The organism is Micromonospora foliorum, assembly GCF_022229015.1.
In the GTDB taxonomy this organism is placed as follows: domain Bacteria; phylum Actinomycetota; class Actinomycetes; order Mycobacteriales; family Micromonosporaceae; genus Micromonospora; species Micromonospora foliorum.
This window is the reverse complement of the sequence record NZ_JAKKFF010000091.1, coordinates 23,534-41,109: the sequence shown is the minus strand read 5'-3', so window position 1 is coordinate 41,109 and position 17,576 is coordinate 23,534. Positions and strand designations below refer to the sequence as shown.

The window sequence follows — 17,576 nt, the reverse complement described above, 5'->3', positions numbered from 1 at the left end:
TGCATCTCCCGGGCGATCCGGGCCCGCTCGCGGACGGCGGCCCGGTCGGCCTCGAACTCGCGCTCACGTTCGGCTCGCAGCGCCCGGTCCTCCAGGGCGGTCGCGCGCTCCTGCCGGGCGGCGCTGAGCCGACCCAGCACGTACGCGGTGAAGAAGACCAGGAAGGTGTAGGAGTACTCGCTGACGCGGTTGGTGTTGAACGCCACCCCCGCGGCCACCCCCGGGAAGGTCGCGGCGAGTGCCGCCCAGCGCTGCCGACGACCACCGAGTGCGGCGACCGTGTAGAGGGCGACCAGCCCGCCGTACGCCAGCGGCTGCCCCGGCGCGTCCGCGGCCTTGCCGGCGATCGTGGCCAGTGCCACCACCAGCAGGACGGTGAGCGGCACCCGCCTGCGCCAGATCAACGGGATCGCGGTACCGGCGGTCAGCAGGTAGGCCAGCGGCCCCGGCTCGCCACCCGGTCGGGGAAGCACGAACGGCAGTGACACCGCGATCAGGACGAACACGGTGATCGCCGCGTCCACCACGTACGGGTTGGTGGTACGCACGAGGCGGGCGAGCGACATCGCGACAGTATTCACAGCCCCTGACCTCCTTCCCCATGGGCACCCGATCCCCCCGGTGGTGGGGGGACCGGTTCGGGACTCGTCACTCAGGCGAGAGCGGGCGCCGGCTGCGTCGGGGCGGCGACCGCGCCCCGGGCCAGCGGGAGGAAGGAGACCAGCAGCAGGGCCGAGCCCAGCGGGATCAGGTCCTTGTCGATGAACGGCGTGGCGAGGTCGGCCAGCACCAGGACCGGCGTCCACAGCTTGACCCGGCGCTGCACGGCGAGCAGGACGACCAGCACGAGCTGGCCGAGATAGAAGGCGTAGGGCCCGAAGTCGTAGGCCAGCTGCGAGATGCCGGGCAGGGTGCGCACGTCGTGAATGATCATGCTCATGCCGTAGTTGTCGGTGGCCAGAAAGCCGGCGACGAGGTCGATCGAGAACTGGGTGATCAGCGCCAGCGCCCCGACGGTGCCGGCCGTGGCGCTCACCGTCGCGAGGGTCCGGCCGCCAGCCATCCCGCGCATCTGCCAGAACACCGAGATGAACGCGACGAGCGCGCCGAGGAACGCGAGGTGGCCGATGGTCCAGGCCGGGCCGGGGCCGCGAACACCGTCCAGGCCGTCGATCAGACGGACGATGCCGTAGCCCATGACCAGGACGGGGGCGGCGATGAATGCGGGGCGAAACTGCATCGTGGTGACTCCTTGGGAGGCGTTCACGTCGGTTGTTCGACGTGATTGAGCCTGCCGTTTCGCCGTCGTTCGGACATCGCTCCGCCCGGCGATCTTGCCGCCGCCCGGCACCTCCCCCGCACGCATGAGCCTCTCCCTCGCACGGGCGAGTGGAGATCAACGCCTGGTGACCCAGGTCATAGCCCGGCCCTGTCAGGAATCGCGTCGCTGTCCGGTTCAGGAAGCGACCACCACCGAGACAGGAGTGCCACCATGAAGCACCGCATCGTCGTCCTCGGAGCGGGGTACGCCGGAGCCATGGCCGCCGGGCGCCTCGCCAAGCGGCTGCACACCGACGACACCGAGATCACCCTCGTCAACGCCGACGCGGACTTCGTCGAGCGGGTCCGCATGCACCAACTCGCCACCGGACAGGACCTCAAACGCCGCCCGCTGAGCGAGGTCTACGCCGGCACCGGCGTCAAGCCTCGACTGGCGCGGGTCACCGCCGTCGACGCCGACCGCCGGACCGTCGCGCTCACCGACGACCACGGCACCGACGAGATCGCGTACGACACGCTCGTCTACGCCCTCGGCAGCGCCGCCGCGGACCATGGCGTCCCCGGGGTCGCCGAGCACGCGTACGACATCGCCGGCCGGCCCTCGGCGCTGCGGTTGCGCGACCGCCTCGCCCACCTCGCGGCCGGCGGGACCGTGCTCGTCGTCGGCGGGGGCCTCACCGGCCTCGAAGCGGTCACCGAGATCGCGGAGGCCCGGCCGGACCTCGACGTCGCGCTCGCCGCCCGCGGCGGTCTCGGCGACTGGCTCAACGGTAAGGCGCAGCAGCACCTGCGCGGCGTCTGCGACCGGCTCGGCATCACCGTCCACGAGCACACCGACATCGCGCGGGTCGAGGCGGCCGGTGCGGTCACCCACGACGGCCGGCAGATCCCCGCTGAGGTGACCGTATGGACGACCGGCTTCGCCGTGCACCCCATCGCCGCCGCCACGACCCTGGCGGTCGCGGAGACCGGGCAGATCATCGTCGACGCCTCGATGCGGTCGGTCTCACACCCCGAGGTGTACGCGGTGGGCGACGCCGCGATCGCCGAAGGGCCGGGCGGCAAACCACTGCGGATGTCCTGCGCCTCGGGCATCCCGATGGCCTGGCAGGCCGCCGACGCCATCGCCGCACGCCTGACCGGCCGGGCGAAGTTCCCGAAGGCCCCGCTGCGCTACTTCAACCAGTGCATCAGCCTCGGCCGCCGCGACGGCATCATCCAGTACGTGACCGCCGACGACCGGGCCAGGCCGGCGCTCCTCACCGGAAAGCTGGCGGCCCGGTACAAGGAGTTCGTCTGCACGGGCGCCGCCTGGAGCATCGCGCACCCGGTCCTGTACCCGGTCCGCCGCCACCGCGTCGTCCCGACCCGAACGGAGATCCGCACGGCCGCGTCCTGACCGGAGCTGCGCCAGCCCTAGGCTGTCGCAATGGCGGCGGAGCATGTGGTGATCGACCTCGACCAACACGGTGATGAGCCGGCTGACCGGAGCGGCATCACCCAGGGGAACGTCGCGAACAAACGGACGGTGCTCCTTCAACTCGTCGCCGCCTTCGTGATCGGTGTGGTGCTCGGCGGCATCGGTGTCGGCGAACTGCGAGACTCTCGCGCCCAGCGCGAACGGTCCACCATGGTCGCTCTCGTGGCCCTACCCGAGTCGGGCTATTCGGGAGGCTCGAACTCCAGGGGAACCGTCCGACTGAACGGGCAGCTGACACTGATCAACGCCGGCCCCGCGCCGATCACGATCCGCGCGGTTCAGGCAGAAGGGCCGGGCGTCCAGGTACACGGTACGGGTCTGGCCCGGCTGGTACGCCCGGGTGGCACCGGCCAGATCCTCGTCGATCTGCAACTGGAGTGCTCGACCGCGTTCCAGCCGGAGCCGCTGTCGGTGCGGCTCTCCGTCGAGACCGAGGACAAGCGGCTCAGAGAGGCGCGCTACCCGGTCGCTCTCGTCGGAAGCGCCTGGCAGGAGGACGCCTTGGGCATGTGTGAGCCCCGGCTCGACTCGTAGCCGGACGGTTGAGCGGCTTGCCTGCGAGCCCGGAGCACTGCTAGCTGTCCCCGTAGTGATACCGGCAAGCGATGATCTCGACGTCGTCCTTGGTGACCCGATACACCAGCCGGTGTTCACGATCGATCCGGCGGGACCAGAACCCGGACAGCTCTCCCCGAAGGGGCTCGGGTTTTCCGATGCCCTCGTACCCGTTGCGCATTACGTCCGCGATGAGGTCGTTGATGCGTTTGACCAACTTACGGTCCGTGTGACTGAGGTACTGGCTCCACGCAGTCACGGTGAAGACCAACCTCATGCGACGTCTCGCACAGTTGCCGGGTCGATCAGGTCACGCTCGGCCGCATCATCGCCCTCCAGTTCTGCGATCGATCGACGCAGGGCCGCGGCGTTGCTCGGGCTCCGCAGGAGGTATTCGGTTTCCTTCATCGACTCGTACTCGGCGAGCGGCACGATCACCACCGGCTCGTGGCCTGACCGGGTCACCACCACCTCCTCCGCGTCGTTGATGACGCTGTCGAGTTCGGCCGCCAGGTTTTGCCGAAGCTGGGTGAAATTCACCGTTCGCATGATCACCTCCGGGTGGGTACAGAAAACTGTACCTCAACCCGACGGTACGACGCGACAGAAGTCCGGCCGCGTGGCGTTGTCGGGCGGGCCGGAGTCCCGCTGGGAGCTTCCCGCCCGCCCGCACTCGCCCGGAGCCGATTACCCGCCGTGGCCCCAACCGGCTTGAGCTGGCGCGGCCATCCAGGTGATCGCCAGGATGGCCCCGAGGGCCGTTGCGTAGATGACACGACGGATTCGCATGAAGTCTCCCTCTCAAGGGTGTGTGCTGCCGTCTGAACAGGCGGCAGCGCTGACGGATCGTTGGAGGCCCCCACTGTCGTCACCCATTCCTGCTGGCCAGCGTCCTGGGTGACCGGACATCAGCGTATTGGCGCCAACTCAGCGTCCACTACGGTCGATGCCTGTTCCGAACAGACGCGCCCTGTCCGGGCTGCTCACAGGGCTGTCCGGAGTTGTTCGGGCCACTCAGACCGGCGGCGCCTGCTCGACCAGGTGGACCAGCATCAGCGCCGTCCTCTCGGCGGGCTGCACAGAGGCAGTTCGGATCAGGTACGTGCCAGCAGCCACGTCGACCGTGAGGTGGGTGGTGTGCTCCAGCCCGTCGCCGGTGTAGCCGGAGTCGAACAGCTCGGCTGGCCCGCTGGTCGTCCACGTGCCCGCGTCTTCCCAGTCGGCGATCTCGACCGCCCGGGGAACGAGGCGGACGACCTCTGCCTCGGAGACGGCGTAGAGCCACCGCACGAAGATCCGCCGGTCCGGGAGGTACGTGGTGGAGGCCGGTTCGTCGGCCAGGACGAGCGCCTGGTCGGCACCGACATCAAGCACCCCCACGTAACCGTCGACGTCGCAGGCCCGGTCGTAGTCACCCCAGGAGTCATCGTCGTCGTCCGACGCGCCCTTCCACTCGGCGAGCGCCGTCGTCGGCACGACGATGAGCGGCCCGCCGCCCGAATCGACCCACGGCAGTTGGCTGACCGGCCTGCGCGTACGAGCGAGGACGCCGGCCAGGTCGGTCATGTCGGTGACGATCGCGTCGGCACCGGCGGCGGCGAGGCGTTCGGCCTTGCCGGGTTTGTTGGCGTACCCGACGCAGGCGACACCGGCTGCTCGGGCGGCGGCGATGTCGGTGATCGAGTCACCGACCAGGACGGCGGCATCGGGTGCGACCCTCAGCGCCTGCAGGGCCTGCGCAACCGGCACCGGGTTGGGTTTCAGCAGGTCGGGATGCTCGCCTCGGCCGATGACGGCGGCGAAGTAGCGGGCCCGGTCGCGGCGGTCGAGATAGGCGCCGATGGCTGCGGCGGAGTTGTTGCTGACGATGGCGAGGGGGCGCCCGGTCGCCAGGCACGCGGCGACCAGGTCGAAGGCTCCGATCGTGGTCTCCGCGAACGCCGCCGCCTCGACCTCCGCCGCCGCCAGGGCCGCACCGACGACACCGACCAGTTCGGGCGCGAAAACAGCGGTCGCGCGGAACAGCTCCAGCGGGTCGTTTCCGTCGCGCAGCTCATCGGGCAGGACGACGCCCCGGCTGAGGATCAGCTGACGCAGGTCGGCGGCGATGCGCGGCGCGGCCCTGCTGCCGAACAGGCGGCAGATCGGACCGTCGAAGTCGACGAGTACGGCTTCGGCCCGCTCGACGATGTCGGCGAGCCGGTCGGCTGGCGGTTCTGCCTCCATTGTCACCACGCGCTCCCGCAGACCGTCTTCGCCGCCAAGGCTGTCGATCCTAGAGACCGCGGGCCGAGCCGTCCTCGGACGGCTCGGCCCGCTCGTCGCTGCGTCAGGGTGTCACCCGGGTGGCCGGGCTGTCGCCCGGCAGACCTCCCGCGTCGCGGTCCGTTTCCACCGGCGGCAACGGGGTGGTCCCGAGGACACCGCCGGTTCTGGAGTACGCGGTGAGAGTGGCCGGCTGGTCCGGCGGTACCCGGGTGGTGCCGGCGTTCGACGCGTCGAGGGCGACCGTGGCCGGGGGTGCGCCTCCGACCGTCACCGTGACGCGGGTCGCGTCCGGCGGGGCGATCACCCGCACCTCGCCCGTGGGGGGCCGGGCGCCGTCCTCGGTCCGGACCCGCCAGCCGATCGGTCGCTGGTCGGCGCCCTCGGCCGGCAACAGCAGCCGCAGGTCGATCCACCAGCCGGTCCGATCGTCGCCGTGCATGGCGTACGCGATCACTCCACCGCCGGCCGGCTGCACGGTGAGCAGCGCGGCGGCCTGGCCGTTCCCGCTACCCGACCACCGCACCCGTACGGTCGTGCCGGCGGCCGGGAGGTGGCTGTCCTGGAGTGCCGTATGGACGACGTTGCGGAGGTTGGCGTCGTCGATCGGCGTACCTCGGGCGGGTCGGCGAGCGCCGGTAAGCAGGGCGTCCATCTCTGGCCCGGTCGGGTCGAGCCCGGCGTACGGGCCACCGCCCAGACCGCCCTGGAAGTACACCCGGTCGCCGCGGCTGACCCGGACGACGGGTTCGTGCGGCAGGGGTTCGGGAGGCAGCACGGCGAAGCCGACCCCGCCGCCGTCCGCCCTGGCGATGTCCTGGTACTCCACCGTCCCCCTTGACGTGTATCGGGGGGCGCCACTGATCGTCACCGTGGAATCGGGAGGACCGACGGCGACCGCGAACCCGGCCCGGTCGGGGTAGGCCTGCATCAGCGTCATCACCGGGTCGTCGTCACCCTCGCTGTGGCCGCCGTACCGCATCTGCTGGGCACCGGCTCCGGCCGGACCCACGTACCAGACCAGTGCCTCCCTGGTCAGCAGGCCGAACCGCAGCGGCACCGCGACCAGCGCGACCCGGTGGCCCGGCTGGTCACTGCCGTAGATCAGCCGGATCCGGTCACGGTCGCCGACCTTCCAGGCACCCACCGGGGCGTCGATTCTCACCGGCGGATCGGCGCTGATCCGCGTCCGGAGCGCGTCCAGCCAGGCCCGATCCTCGGCCAGCGTGCCCCGCGGTGGCGCGTCGAGCAGCGCCGTCGGAGTGGCGGCGACCGCGATGCCCGGTGCCCATCCGGGCAGCGGAACCACGTTGGTCTGGACCCCGACGAGCGCGACCCCGACCGCGGCGGCCAACGCCGTGCGGACCAGCCGCGTCCGCTGGTGCCGTCGCTCACGGCGGGCGAACCCGGGCCAGGGGTCCTCGGGTACGTCAACGCCGTGCGCGGCCTGCCGCAGCGCGGGACTGAGCGTCGAATTGGCGAAGCTTCCGGTCATGCCAGTTCCTCCTCGAGCCGTACCGGGGACTGAGCGGCGGGTGGGGCGGCGAAGTCGCTCCGCAGCCGGGCCAACCCGCGCGACGCCTGGCTCTTCACCGCGCCGACGGAGCAGCCGAGAACCTTGGCGGTGTCCGCCTCGCTGAGATCCTCGAAGTAGCGCAGCACCAGCACCGCCTGCGTCCTGGGCGGTAATCGCCGCAACGCGGCGAGGAGTAGTTGCCGCTGCTCCACCTGCACGTACGCGTCATGCGTCGGCTGGCTGTCGGCGGTCAGCAGCGGCACCTCCAACGGCCGCCGTCGACGCCGCCAGGAGATCGCCGTGTTCACCATCGCCCGGCGTACGTAGACCTCGGGCGCGTCCCTGCGCAGCACCCGACCCCAGCGCCGATGGGTCTTCTCCAACGCCGACTGCGTCAGGTCCTCGGCTGTCCCCCGGTCACCGGTCAGCAGGTAGGCCGTTCGGAGCAGCGATCTCCACTGTCGTTGGACGAACAGCCGAAACTCTTCGTCGTCCTCGTGCCGACTCACGCCACCTCCAGGTCGCGTCCACCTCGCGTCTGAGTGCGGACGCAGAGTGAGACGCCACCGGCGGCCTCCGGGGTTGAGTGCAGGATCGCGCGCCGGACAGATCCGGGTCGCGAGTGGCTATCCGGGCGGAGCGAATATCTGGGCACCGATCATGGTGAACGTTGCGACCCCCATGATGATTGACCCGACCGCGGTGTGCACCGTCAGCGCCACCACCAGCCCTACCAGCGCGACGCAGGCACCGACGACGAAGATGGCTCGCTGCCTCCGAGTCATCCGGAACCAGGTCCGTTCGCTCCTCCTCGCCACGCCAGGAGCGTCACACGATTCAGAGCACAACGCATGACTCGAAACGTGCTCAAGCCTCTGACTGTTGATCCACGGACGGCCCACCAGACCCAGCCTGCTGCTCGGCCAACCAGATGGCGTGTCCTCTGAGCAGGTATCCGATCCAGTAGATCGCGAAGAGGATCAGGAAGCACGCGAAGGACACTCCCGAGATGATGCTCGCGAGAACGAGCGCTCCCTGGCCGTCGCTCAGTCCATAGATCGCGAAGCTGACGAGGCCCAGGAGAAAGAAGAAAACCATGTAGAGCGGCAGTGCCGAACTGTCTGCCGGGTGGGACGCGCGAGGCGGCCACGGGACGCGAGGGTCGTTGCTGGTCATGTTGCGAGTATCAGCGGCTCACTCAAGCGCGGAGTCCCGCTCTGCGTCGACCGGGGAGGTCGATGCGGAGCGGGACCGTCGGCGGTCTACCCGTCAGAACCCGCCCCACTGGCGGGCCGAGCATTTCCAGGTCTTCCCGCCGTCCTGCGAGACGCAGAACACGAGGATCTTGCCGAGGATCGGCAGGTTGAGGGTGAAGAGGTGGCCCCTGGTCTTCGCGTACACCACGCCGGACTTCTCGGCGATGTCGGCCAGCGCCCACCCGGGGTCCGGCCCGTCCACGGTCGCCACCCGGCGCAGCGACTCGATGTCCTTGCCGTCGAGGAGCGTCTTGACCTCGTCCGCCGAGGGCTCACGATCGCCGACCAGCGTCTCCACCGTGTACGGGCCGTCGACGGCGACGCCATTGGCCTTCTCGAAGGCAGCCTTCGTCTCACCCACCGTGGTGGCGCCGGCGAGGTCGAGGGTGAGGATCGCGTCGCCCGTCCGGCGCGACAGCAGGCATTCCCAGATGGACTTGCCCGAGGCGACACACATGGTCAGGCACCACTCCCGGCCGTCGGGGGTGGACGAGGCGAAGAGCAGGGAGGTCGCTGTCCCGCTGTCGCCCCTGCCGTCGTACGCCCCGTCGGCGAGGTCGGCCATGGTGGTGCTGAGGACGTCCCGGCTGCCCGGGATCGTGCCGACGACCTTGACCCCGTCGACCTCCTTGCCGGCGGCGAGCGCTTCGAGTTCCTCGCTGGTGAGGTTCCGGCCGCCGGTGTCGACGGCCAGCACCGTGTCCAGGTCGCCGACGGGCCGGCCGGTGAGGTCCTCGAACTGTCGAAGCATCGTCCCCGGGGCACCGGGGTGGTCGGTGATCGTCGTCCGGGCCTCACCCTCGGCGGCGTGTGACGGGGCGTACGAAGCGGTCAGCCCGACGATCAGGGCGGTCGTGACGATGGTGGCGCGCCTGGTGATGGCCCGCAGAGTTGTCATCCTGTCCTCATCTCGGTGATCGGTGTCGGCGGGGTGGGACGGGCTACCAGCGACACGTGACGATGTCGCCGAAGTCGTTGGGGGATCCCAGGTCGCAGTGGTCGTCGATCCACTCACCGATCTCGCCGATCGTGTCCACGATCCAGGCGAACACCGACTTGATCGCGCCCCAGAGGCTGAAGTAGACGACCGTCGACTCGGGTGTGCCGCCGGCCTCGTCGATGACGTCCTTCGCCGACATGGCGGCATTGGGTTTCTCGATGATGTCCAGCACCCGTACCCCGGTGGTGTCCTTGCCGGCCAGCAGCGCCTCGACCTGCTCCGGGGTCCGCTCCTTGCCGTCGTCGACCGCCACGATCGCGCGGTCGATCAGCACCTCTCGGCTGCCGCTGACGGCCTGGGCGATGCCGGTCATCTCGCCCACCGTGAGGTCGTTGCCGAGCGCGGGGCCGGTGAACCGCCGGACCGAGACCGCGCCCGCCGGGTCGATCTGGATCTCGTCAGCCGTGATCATGTCGTCCGCCTCGAACGGCGCCCAGGCGAACGTCCACTGCCCGGCAACGCAGCGGAACTGGCCGTACTCCCGACCTTCGGGGGCAGTCTCGGTTCGGACGATCTCGCCGCGCTCGTCGACGTGCTGGACCACGCAGTCGGCGCCCTTCTGCGGCGGCTTGTCGGTCTGGGCCACGGCGGAGGAGGACATGGCCAGCACCGTCCCGCTGACCACCCCGATCACCGCGAAGCGGTGTGCCAAACGACTCATCGAACGCTCCATTCCTGGTACGAAAGAAACTGGTGTCCGAAGAGTGCCGGGCCGCGCTGAAGCGGCCCGGAAACGGCGCGGAAAGCGGGGTACGTCAGCGCAGCCGCGTGGCGTCGAGCTGTTCGAGGTCGGCGCGGACCGAGTCGGCGTCGGCATCGCCGAGCTCGTCGAGGATGGTCAGGGCTCGCCGCCACGCGGCACGGGTGGCGCCGAGGTCGCCGAGCGCCCGGTGGCTACCGCCGAGATTGACGTACGTGCTCGCTTCGGCGTACCGGTCGTTGACCTGCGTGAAGAGTTCGAGGGCGTGCTCGTAGCAGGCAATCGCCCGCCGGTCGTCGCCGAGTTGGTGATGGGCGTGGCCGAGGCTGTCCCAGGTGTCGGCCTGCCCCTGAACGTCGTCCACCTCCTGCAACATCCGCAGCGCCTCGCCGCACGACTCGAGGGCACCGTGGTAGTTGCCGAGCAGCGCTTCCTGCCAACCGACCGCGTTGAGGGTGTACCCCTGCCCGGCCCGGTTCCCGGTCCCCCGGAACAGGGCCAGCGCCTGCCGGGAATGGCGCAGTGCCTGCTGGTGCTGCCCCTGCCGCTCGGCCAGTTGGCCGAGGTTCAGGCAGGTGTGTGCCCGGCCGGCGTCGTCGCCGACGTCGGTGAACAGGTCGAGCGCGCGCCGCAGGTGGTCGTCGGCCTCGTCGTACCGTCGGAGGCGGGAGCAGGCGAGGCCGAGGCTGCGGTGCGCATGGCCCTGCCCTGCCTGATCCCCGATGCGGGAGGCGGCGGCCAGGGCGATCCGCTGCGTGCCGAGCCAGTCCTGCCAGTGCCCCTGCCGGTGCAGGAAGCCGGCCATGGTCCAGGCGAGCCGCCAGGCGTGCCCCTCGAACCCGGACCGCGCCGCAAGCGGTACCGCGGCCAGCAGGACGGGTATCTCGGTGCTGAACCAGGCTGCGGCGGCCGACCGGCTCCTGGGGGGTTCCGGTGTCACGCCCGCCGGGGCTGGCGGGAGGCTGATCGCGCTGAAGTGCGGGTGCAGTGCGAGGTCGGCGGCGTGGGCGGTGTGCAGGCAGTGGTCGAGCAGCCGGTGCACGGCGTCGCGACGCTCGGCCGGCGGCTCGGTCTCGTCGGAGAGACTGGCGGCGTACGCGCGCAGCAGGTCGTGGAACGCGTAGCGCCCATACGTGTGCTCGGTGAAGAGGTTCGCCCGGGTCAGCTCGGTGAGCAGTTGGCCGATCGCCTGCCCGTCGACGCCGGCCAGGCTGGCCACGGCCGGGGCGGAGACGTCCGGGCCGGGGTGCAGGCTCAGCAGCCGGAACAGCCGGGCCGCGGGTGGGCTGAGCGTCCGGCACGACCAGGAGAAGACCGCGCGTACGTCGGTGGCCTCGTCGCCGGCGTGGAAGGCGTCCAGGTCACCCAGTTCGCCGGCGACGGCGGCCAACGAGAAGTGCCGGTTGGTGGCGGCTCTGGCGGCCACGATGGCCAGGGCGATGGGCAGCCGCGCGCAGCGGTCGGCGATGGTGTCGGCCGCCGCGGGTTCGGCGGCGACCTGACGCTCCCCGAGCCGGCGGACCAGCATGTCGCGGGCCTCGCCGGGGCTCAGCAGGTCGAGGGGCACCGGTTGGGCGCTCTCGGTGACGACCAGCGGGATGAGCTGGTCGCGGCTGGTGACGATCACGAGGCAGTCCGGTGAGCCGGGCAGCAGCGGCCGGACCTGTTCCGCGTCGCGCGCGTTGTCCAGCAGCACCAGCAGACGCTTGCCCGCCACCGTCGTGCGGTACAGGCTCACCATCGTGTCCGGGTCGCTGGGCATCCGTGCCACCGGAACGCCGAGCGCCTCCAGGAATCCGCGCAGCGCCCGCGCCGGTTCGGTCGGTGTGGCCGCCGGGTCGAAGCCGCGCAGGTTGACGTAGAGCTGCCCGTCGGGGAAGCGCGCGGCCGCGCGGTGCGCCCAGTGCACGGCGAGCGCGGTCTTGCCGACGCCCGCGGTCCCGGACACCACGACGGCGCCGCCCCGGTCGACGAGCGCGTCGAGGGCGGCGAGCTGCGCGTCGCGTCCGGTGAACGTGGGTACGGGAGGAGGCAGTTGCGCCGCCACCGGTGCCGCCGCAGCCGGGGCAGGTGCGGCGAGCGCGGTGTCCTGGCGGAGGATGGCGCACTCCAGGTCCCGTAGCCGCGGACCCGGGTCGATGCCGAGGTTCTCCCGCAGGCTGTCGCGCAGCCGCCGGTACGTGGCGACCGCCTCGCCCTGTCGGCCGTCGCGGTACAGGGCGAGCATCAGCTGCGCGTGCAGGTGCTCGTCGAGGGGGTGCTGTCGGACGAGCCGTTCCAACCCAGGGATCAGCCCGGCGTGCTCCCCGACGGACAACCGGGCCTCGGCGAGCGACCGTTCGGCCTCCAACCGCAGCCGTGCCAGGTGTTCCGCCTGTTCCTCAAGCCAGGCAGACCCGGCCACGTCGGCCAGCGGTGGACCCCGCCACAGTGCCATCGCGGCCGTCAGGTGCTTCACCTGCTCGTTCCGGTCCGTCGAGCGCCGGGCCAGCTCGATGAGACGCTCGGCGGCCTGGACATCGGTGGAGTCCGGCCCGGTGTCGAGCAGATAACCGGGCTGGCGCGCCACGATCGATCCGGGCTCGCCGAGCACCCCACGCAGGTAGGAGACGTGGCGCTGCAACGTGTTCGCCGCGGTGGCCGGTAGCTGGTCGCCCCAGACCACGTCGATGAGCCGGTCGACGCTGACCACCCGGCCCACGTTCAGCGCCAACGTCGCCAGTACCGCCTTGCGGCGCAGGCCGTTCACCGCCTGTGTTCTGCCGGCGACGACCACCTCCACCGGCCCGAGCAGCCTGACGCGTACGCCCGTGCCAGCCATTGACATCACCGAATCAGGCTAAATCTCCAGTCCGGCAAGCTCGATCTGTTCGTCGCGATCTGGACACGATGCGGCGGCCCCCCGGGCGTTCGGCCCTATCAATACCCCCTGGGGGTAGTTAAGCTGTGGGAATGCGCGAACGGGTGATCCTCGTCGTCGGGTACGACGGGGCCGAGCTGCTCGACATCGCCTGCGTCACGTCCAGTCTCGACATCGCCAACCGGATCGGCGCCGCGCCGCCGTACCGGATCGTCCTGGCCACCCCCGGTCAGCGGGACATCACCTGCGACTCCGGGTTGCGACTGGCGGGCGAGGCGAGTCTGGAACGGTTCACCGGGCCGGTGCACACGCTGCTGGTGACCGGCGGCCGTGGGCATGAGCGGGCGGCGGCGAGCAGGCACCTCGTCGGCCACGTCCGGCGGCTGGCCGGTCTGGCGGAGCGGGTCGCGTCGGTCTGCACCGGGTCGACGGTGCTGGCCGAGGCCGGTCTGCTCAACGGCCGGCGGGCCACCACGCACTGGATGTACGCCCACCGGCTGGCGGAGCGGTTTCCCGACGTACGGGTCGACGCCGAACCGATCTACGTCCGGGACGGCACCGTCGCGACGTCCGGTGGCATGACGAGCGCGCTGGACCTGACCCTCGCGTTCATCGAGGAGGATCACGGGGCGGCGCTGGCCCGGGGCGTGGCGATGGGCACTGTGGCGTACCTGCAACGACCGGGCGGGCAGGCCCAGATGAGCATGTTCCTGGCCCGGCGGACCACCGACGACGTCATGGTCCGCGACATCAGCGACCACATCGTGAGCCACCTCGCCGACGACCTGAGCACCGCGGCGCTGGCCCGGCTCACCGGCGTCAGCGAGCGTCACCTGTCCCGACTGTTCGTCGACCACCTCGGGCAGACGCCGGGGCGCTACGTGCGCCGGGTGCGGACCGAGGCCGCCGCGCAACTGCTGGCCTCGACCGGTCTGCCACTGGTGGCGGTGGCGCGACGGTGCGGATTCGGCTCGCCGGAGTCACTGCGGCAGGCGTTCGTCGACCGGTACGCCATGCCGCCCTCCCGCTACCGAACGGCGCGGGCGGCGGCTCCCACGAGTTGATGCCAGGGCTTCGGCCCAGCGCCCCAGCGATTCGGACACGATCGATCCCGAAGCGGTGCCGACCGCGGCGACGCCGGCAGGATCGTGGCCATGACTGAGCAGTCGTCAGTACGCAGGCCGGGACTGGCCGACCGGTGGCCGATCGCGGTCGCACTCGTCGTCGTCGCGGGCGCGGTCACAGTGATCGCTCTGGTGAACGAGCAGGCGGAGCTGTTCGGGCCGGCGGTGGCCACCATGGCGGGCATCTACCTCATGGCGTACGCCCTCGGCCGGCCGTGGACCGCGTGGCTGGCATTCGTCATCCTGAGCGCCGTGGTGACCGGCCTGCACCTGCTGGCACGGCTGCTCGCGTTGCCGGTCGACCCGGCGGTCGGGATGACGCTGCTACTGGTGCCGTTGTGGGTCTGGGCGGCAACTCGACGTCGGTTCAGCCCGACCCGGACGTTCTCGGTGCAGACCGCCGGCATGATGCTCTTCGGCGCGATCACTCTGCTGACCGCGGCGACGCAACCGCAGGTGGGCACCGCCGTGGCGGGTGTCGGCTTCCTGGCACACGGCATCTGGGACGCCTACCACTACCGGGCCAGGATGGTGGTGACTCGCTCGTGGGCGCAGTTCTGCGCGGTCGTCGACGTCGGCGTGGGCATCGCACTGATCATCGCGGCCATAGGCTGATACCCGGCACACCCACGTCAATGGAGAGTCCGCAATGACCACACGTAACGGCAAGGTGATCGTCGACCAGACCATCTCGGCCGACGGATACTCGGCCGGGCTCAACCAGACCGAGGACCGCCCGTTCGGTGACGACGGCGGTGACGGCTGGGGCGGCCGGCTGCATTCCTGGATGTTCGACTTCGGCGAGGAGAACCGGGCCGAGGTCGACCAGATCGGCGCCGTCGGCGCGGTCATCATGGGGCGCAACATGTTCGGCCCGATCCGTGGCGAGTGGGATCGGGAGTGGAACGGCTGGTGGGGCGAGGACCCGCCGTTCCACACCCCGGTCTTCGTGCTCACCAACCACGCGCGCGAGCCGCAGCCGATGAAGGGCGGCACCACCTTCCACTTCGTCACCGACGGGATCGAGTCGGCGCTCGCACAGGCCCGTGCGGCGGCCGGTGACGGCGACGTCTCGATCCACGGCGGTGCCACCACCATCAACCAGTATCTCGCCGCCGGTCTGGTCGACGAGCTGCGGCTGCACATCGTCCCGGCCACCCTCGGCGCCGGCGTGCGGCTGTTCGAGGGTGTCCCGCCGCTGAACCTCGAACAGCTGACGGCGCGTGCGGCAAGCACGGTCGTGCACGTGACCTACCGAGTGCTCGTCAGTCCCTCTCAGTAGCCTGCCCGACGAGCCGGCGGAAGGCCGTAGCGGCAGAGTTCAACGAGGGAGAGTGTGGTGTCCGCGATCGCGTCTTTGACCCTGGTCCCCAGGGACAGCATCAGCGAGCTGGCCCGCCTGGCCCGCACATCGCCGTCGTCGTTCCGCGCGTACCTGGCGGAACACGGAAGCACGACGCGACAGGAGTACGACTGGTCCGGCTACTGCATGCTGTACGTCCTGACCTATCTGGAGGAGCGCGGCATCGACCTGGAGCCGTCGGAGTTCAATGCCGAGTCGGAGGCCATCACCAGCGCGTACGGCCTGACCACGCTCATCACTCCAGCCCCAGGGTTACTGGATCAGCTCGACCCCGCCGAGCACCGCGAGGAGGAGTTGGTCGCCCACTTCGAGGAGATGGGGATGGACTTCGAGGAGAGCGGCACGGCCGGTCTGGACACGCTGAGGCTGTTGCGCGACAGCATCTCCGACCTTCGCGACGACCAGGTGTTGCTGCTCAACATCGGCTGAGGCCGACTCATCCGGGCGGCGTCACCACCGCGTGAATGGCAGCCGCCGTTCCGAATCGGAACGCTCAGGCCGAGTGTGTGGCCTGGTGGGCGGTGAATTCAAGGAGAAGTACGGTGCGCGGCTCGGTCTGCTGGCTTGGCTGCACCGATGGCTTCACGGACCGCACGGCCGGCCGGCGCTACCCCTCCGCCGGCAAGTCGTGAAACCACCGGCGGGACGATGCGGGTACCAGCAACAGGCCGACGATGACTGCCGCACCAACGATCTGCAGCAGCCCTAACGCACCAGCCTTGGTGATCGTGACGACGCCGTACCCCACGCTGACAGTCGAGAAAACGGTCGTCCAAAACCGGGCCCGCCCGCTACCGCGCCACAGGCCGTAGGCCAACGCCAGGAGAAGAAGTACCCCTATCAAGCCGAGGGCCATAGACGGACCACTCGCAAACATCATCGACGCCGGGAGTGCGGCCCCCAGAAGCAAAATCACGGCGGCGACGACCGGCACAGGGACGCGTCGCTGACTCTGCTCGATCATCGGCTCATGGTAGGCGTCGTTCACCCGGTCCACTAGGGCGCTAACCGCCATGACGCTGGACGTGTACGCGGACTTCGGCCCATTCGTGCCTCAGTGGCACCCATTCGAGCACGCAGTCCGCGAGGCGGCTGCCACCAGCCCCGCCACCTGCTCGTCGCAGCCAGGCTCCCCAGCCGGTTTGGCTCATGCGACGGCGGGAACCCGCGGCACCGGAAGGCTCTGGGATGACCACCGTGCGCTGGGCGCCGTTCATCCGGTCGTGGGCCTCGTCGTGGTCACCGCGTTCATCCCCTTCTCCTGGCTGCCAATCAAGGGCGAGGTCGCCAGCATTCAGCGCACCCGCGAGCAGAGCCCTGGGGGCCCATAGATGGCATCGACCGTTGTAGGGTGCGCGCCGTGGGATACACGGTGATGCCCTCAAACCGTCTGCACCTCCACGGTTGGGATGGGTCCGTCGAGCCGTTTGGCGAGTATGTGGACGCCCCGCCCCTGGACCACCCATAGGTGCGGCTCCTCAGCGGCTGCGGTCGGGGTGTGGGGTTTCCCAGACCGGCCGCTGCGGCTCGTCGTTGTGCACGACGATGTCGGCGTGCTGAGTGGGGCGGGCCGTAGCGAAGTAGAACTGCTGCGAGGGGATGTAACGCTCGCGCCAGCGTCGTTCGATGTCGGCCCGAGTTGACGCCCGGCGCTCTCGGATCAGGGCACGATCCACTGTCTTCTCCAGTGCCGTCGACACAAAGATGCTCATCTCCCATTGGTCAACCAGTTCCGGGCGCAGGAGGAAGACGCCGTCGAAGACGAGCACGGCGTCGGCCGGGGCAGTCGTGACCGGCGGGGACGCCACAGCATCCGCGTAGCGGTCGTAGACGGCAGGTTGGAAGCGTCGATCCCCGACCGGCCCGAGCGGATCGAGCAGGACCCGTTTCAGCGCGTCGTTGTCGTGGGCGTCGTGGTAGCAGCCTTCGGCTGAGTACTCGCCGCGCGGATAGCGCTGGGCCCGGGGGAAGAGGAAATCGTCGATCGTGGCGCGGATGACGTCACGGCCCTGCTCGCGCAGGACGACGGCCAACTCGTCGGCGAGAGTGGTCTTGCCGGCGGCGGGCGGTCCGTCGACGGCAACCCGCGTCGGGTGGGCGACTGCGATGGCCTCGACTGCCTCAGCCAAACGCCTTATCAGCTCGTCGCGCGTGCCGTGAACCATGCCACCGTCCT

The 17,576-nt window shown here is 70.3% G+C and carries 19 protein-coding genes; 6 read left to right on the top strand and 13 right to left on the bottom strand.

Annotated elements, in window-relative coordinates; translation table 11 throughout:
* Positions 1-566: DUF7134 domain-containing protein (locus tag PSH25_RS08645; protein ID WP_441005347.1), on the bottom strand; the 566-nt coding region annotated here is incomplete at its 3' end.
* An 86-nt stretch (positions 567-652) separates the two neighbouring features.
* Complete coding sequence (locus tag PSH25_RS08640; protein WP_238658493.1) at positions 653-1,240, bottom strand: hypothetical protein; 588 nt, start codon at positions 1,238-1,240, stop codon at positions 653-655.
* Positions 1,241-1,492: 252 nt separating this feature from the next.
* Here PSH25_RS08640 and PSH25_RS08635 point away from each other — a divergent pair, with 252 nt between their 5' ends.
* Both PSH25_RS08635 and PSH25_RS08630 read left to right on the top strand, forming a co-directional pair.
* On the top strand, positions 1,493-2,680 hold the full coding sequence (locus PSH25_RS08635; RefSeq protein WP_238658492.1) for an NAD(P)/FAD-dependent oxidoreductase: 1,188 nt from the start codon (positions 1,493-1,495) through the stop codon (positions 2,678-2,680).
* A gap of 30 nt (positions 2,681-2,710) precedes the next feature.
* The gene (locus PSH25_RS08630; RefSeq protein ID WP_238658491.1) at positions 2,711-3,295 is read left to right on the top strand and encodes a hypothetical protein; all 585 of its coding nucleotides are present in this window, start codon (positions 2,711-2,713) and stop codon (positions 3,293-3,295) included.
* 40 nt (positions 3,296-3,335) lie between these two features.
* On the opposite strand, the gene PSH25_RS08625 is transcribed toward PSH25_RS08630, so the two are convergent.
* From PSH25_RS08625 to PSH25_RS08585, 9 genes are all read right to left on the bottom strand, one after another.
* Entirely contained in the window at positions 3,336-3,593 is a 258-nt protein-coding gene (locus PSH25_RS08625; RefSeq protein WP_238658490.1) for a Txe/YoeB family addiction module toxin, read from the bottom strand.
* Positions 3,590-3,865, bottom strand: coding sequence for a type II toxin-antitoxin system Phd/YefM family antitoxin (locus PSH25_RS08620; protein WP_238658497.1), 276 nt, complete (start codon positions 3,863-3,865; stop codon positions 3,590-3,592). The genes PSH25_RS08625 and PSH25_RS08620 overlap by 4 nt, the downstream gene beginning before the upstream one ends.
* A gap of 465 nt (positions 3,866-4,330) precedes the next feature.
* Positions 4,331-5,542, bottom strand: coding sequence for an Imm21 family immunity protein (locus tag PSH25_RS08615; RefSeq protein ID WP_238658496.1), 1,212 nt, complete (start codon positions 5,540-5,542; stop codon positions 4,331-4,333).
* Between the two features lie 103 nt (positions 5,543-5,645).
* On the bottom strand, positions 5,646-7,076 hold the full coding sequence (locus PSH25_RS08610; protein ID WP_238658489.1) for an SRPBCC family protein: 1,431 nt from the start codon (positions 7,074-7,076) through the stop codon (positions 5,646-5,648).
* The gene (locus PSH25_RS08605; protein ID WP_238658488.1) at positions 7,073-7,606 is read right to left on the bottom strand and encodes a SigE family RNA polymerase sigma factor; all 534 of its coding nucleotides are present in this window, start codon (positions 7,604-7,606) and stop codon (positions 7,073-7,075) included. Before PSH25_RS08605 ends, PSH25_RS08610 begins: the two co-directional genes overlap by 4 nt.
* A gap of 358 nt (positions 7,607-7,964) precedes the next feature.
* The gene (locus PSH25_RS08600) at positions 7,965-8,273 is read right to left on the bottom strand and encodes a hypothetical protein (protein WP_238658487.1); all 309 of its coding nucleotides are present in this window, start codon (positions 8,271-8,273) and stop codon (positions 7,965-7,967) included.
* A 93-nt stretch (positions 8,274-8,366) separates the two neighbouring features.
* Positions 8,367-9,251 carry a hypothetical protein gene (locus PSH25_RS08595; RefSeq protein WP_238658486.1) on the bottom strand — a complete coding sequence of 295 codons (885 nt, stop codon included), beginning with the start codon at positions 9,249-9,251 and terminating at the stop codon, positions 8,367-8,369.
* A 43-nt stretch (positions 9,252-9,294) separates the two neighbouring features.
* A complete protein-coding gene (locus PSH25_RS08590) occupies positions 9,295-10,014 on the bottom strand; it encodes a hypothetical protein (protein WP_238658485.1) in 720 nt (239 codons plus the stop codon).
* A 94-nt stretch (positions 10,015-10,108) separates the two neighbouring features.
* On the bottom strand, positions 10,109-12,880 hold the full coding sequence (locus PSH25_RS08585; RefSeq protein WP_238658495.1) for an AfsR/SARP family transcriptional regulator: 2,772 nt from the start codon (positions 12,878-12,880) through the stop codon (positions 10,109-10,111).
* A 125-nt stretch (positions 12,881-13,005) separates the two neighbouring features.
* On the opposite strand from PSH25_RS08585, the gene PSH25_RS08580 reads away from it, so the two are divergent.
* The 4 genes from PSH25_RS08580 (at position 13,006) to PSH25_RS08565 (ending at position 15,829) form a co-directional block, all read left to right on the top strand.
* On the top strand, positions 13,006-13,977 hold the full coding sequence (locus PSH25_RS08580) for a GlxA family transcriptional regulator (RefSeq protein WP_238658484.1): 972 nt from the start codon (positions 13,006-13,008) through the stop codon (positions 13,975-13,977).
* A 90-nt stretch (positions 13,978-14,067) separates the two neighbouring features.
* A complete protein-coding gene (locus PSH25_RS08575; RefSeq protein ID WP_238658483.1) occupies positions 14,068-14,652 on the top strand; it encodes a hypothetical protein in 585 nt (194 codons plus the stop codon).
* Positions 14,653-14,686: 34 nt separating this feature from the next.
* The gene (locus tag PSH25_RS08570) at positions 14,687-15,319 is read left to right on the top strand and encodes a dihydrofolate reductase family protein (protein WP_238658482.1); all 633 of its coding nucleotides are present in this window, start codon (positions 14,687-14,689) and stop codon (positions 15,317-15,319) included.
* A gap of 57 nt (positions 15,320-15,376) precedes the next feature.
* On the top strand, positions 15,377-15,829 hold the full coding sequence (locus PSH25_RS08565; RefSeq protein WP_238658481.1) for a hypothetical protein: 453 nt from the start codon (positions 15,377-15,379) through the stop codon (positions 15,827-15,829).
* A 178-nt stretch (positions 15,830-16,007) separates the two neighbouring features.
* Here the strand turns inward: PSH25_RS08565 and PSH25_RS08560 are convergent, their stop codons facing one another.
* Both PSH25_RS08560 and PSH25_RS08555 read right to left on the bottom strand, forming a co-directional pair.
* On the bottom strand, positions 16,008-16,364 hold the full coding sequence (locus tag PSH25_RS08560; protein ID WP_238658480.1) for a hypothetical protein: 357 nt from the start codon (positions 16,362-16,364) through the stop codon (positions 16,008-16,010).
* A 514-nt stretch (positions 16,365-16,878) separates the two neighbouring features.
* Complete coding sequence (locus tag PSH25_RS08555) at positions 16,879-17,565, bottom strand: cytidylate kinase family protein (RefSeq protein WP_238658479.1); 687 nt, start codon at positions 17,563-17,565, stop codon at positions 16,879-16,881.
* Positions 17,566-17,576 lie beyond the last annotated feature (11 nt).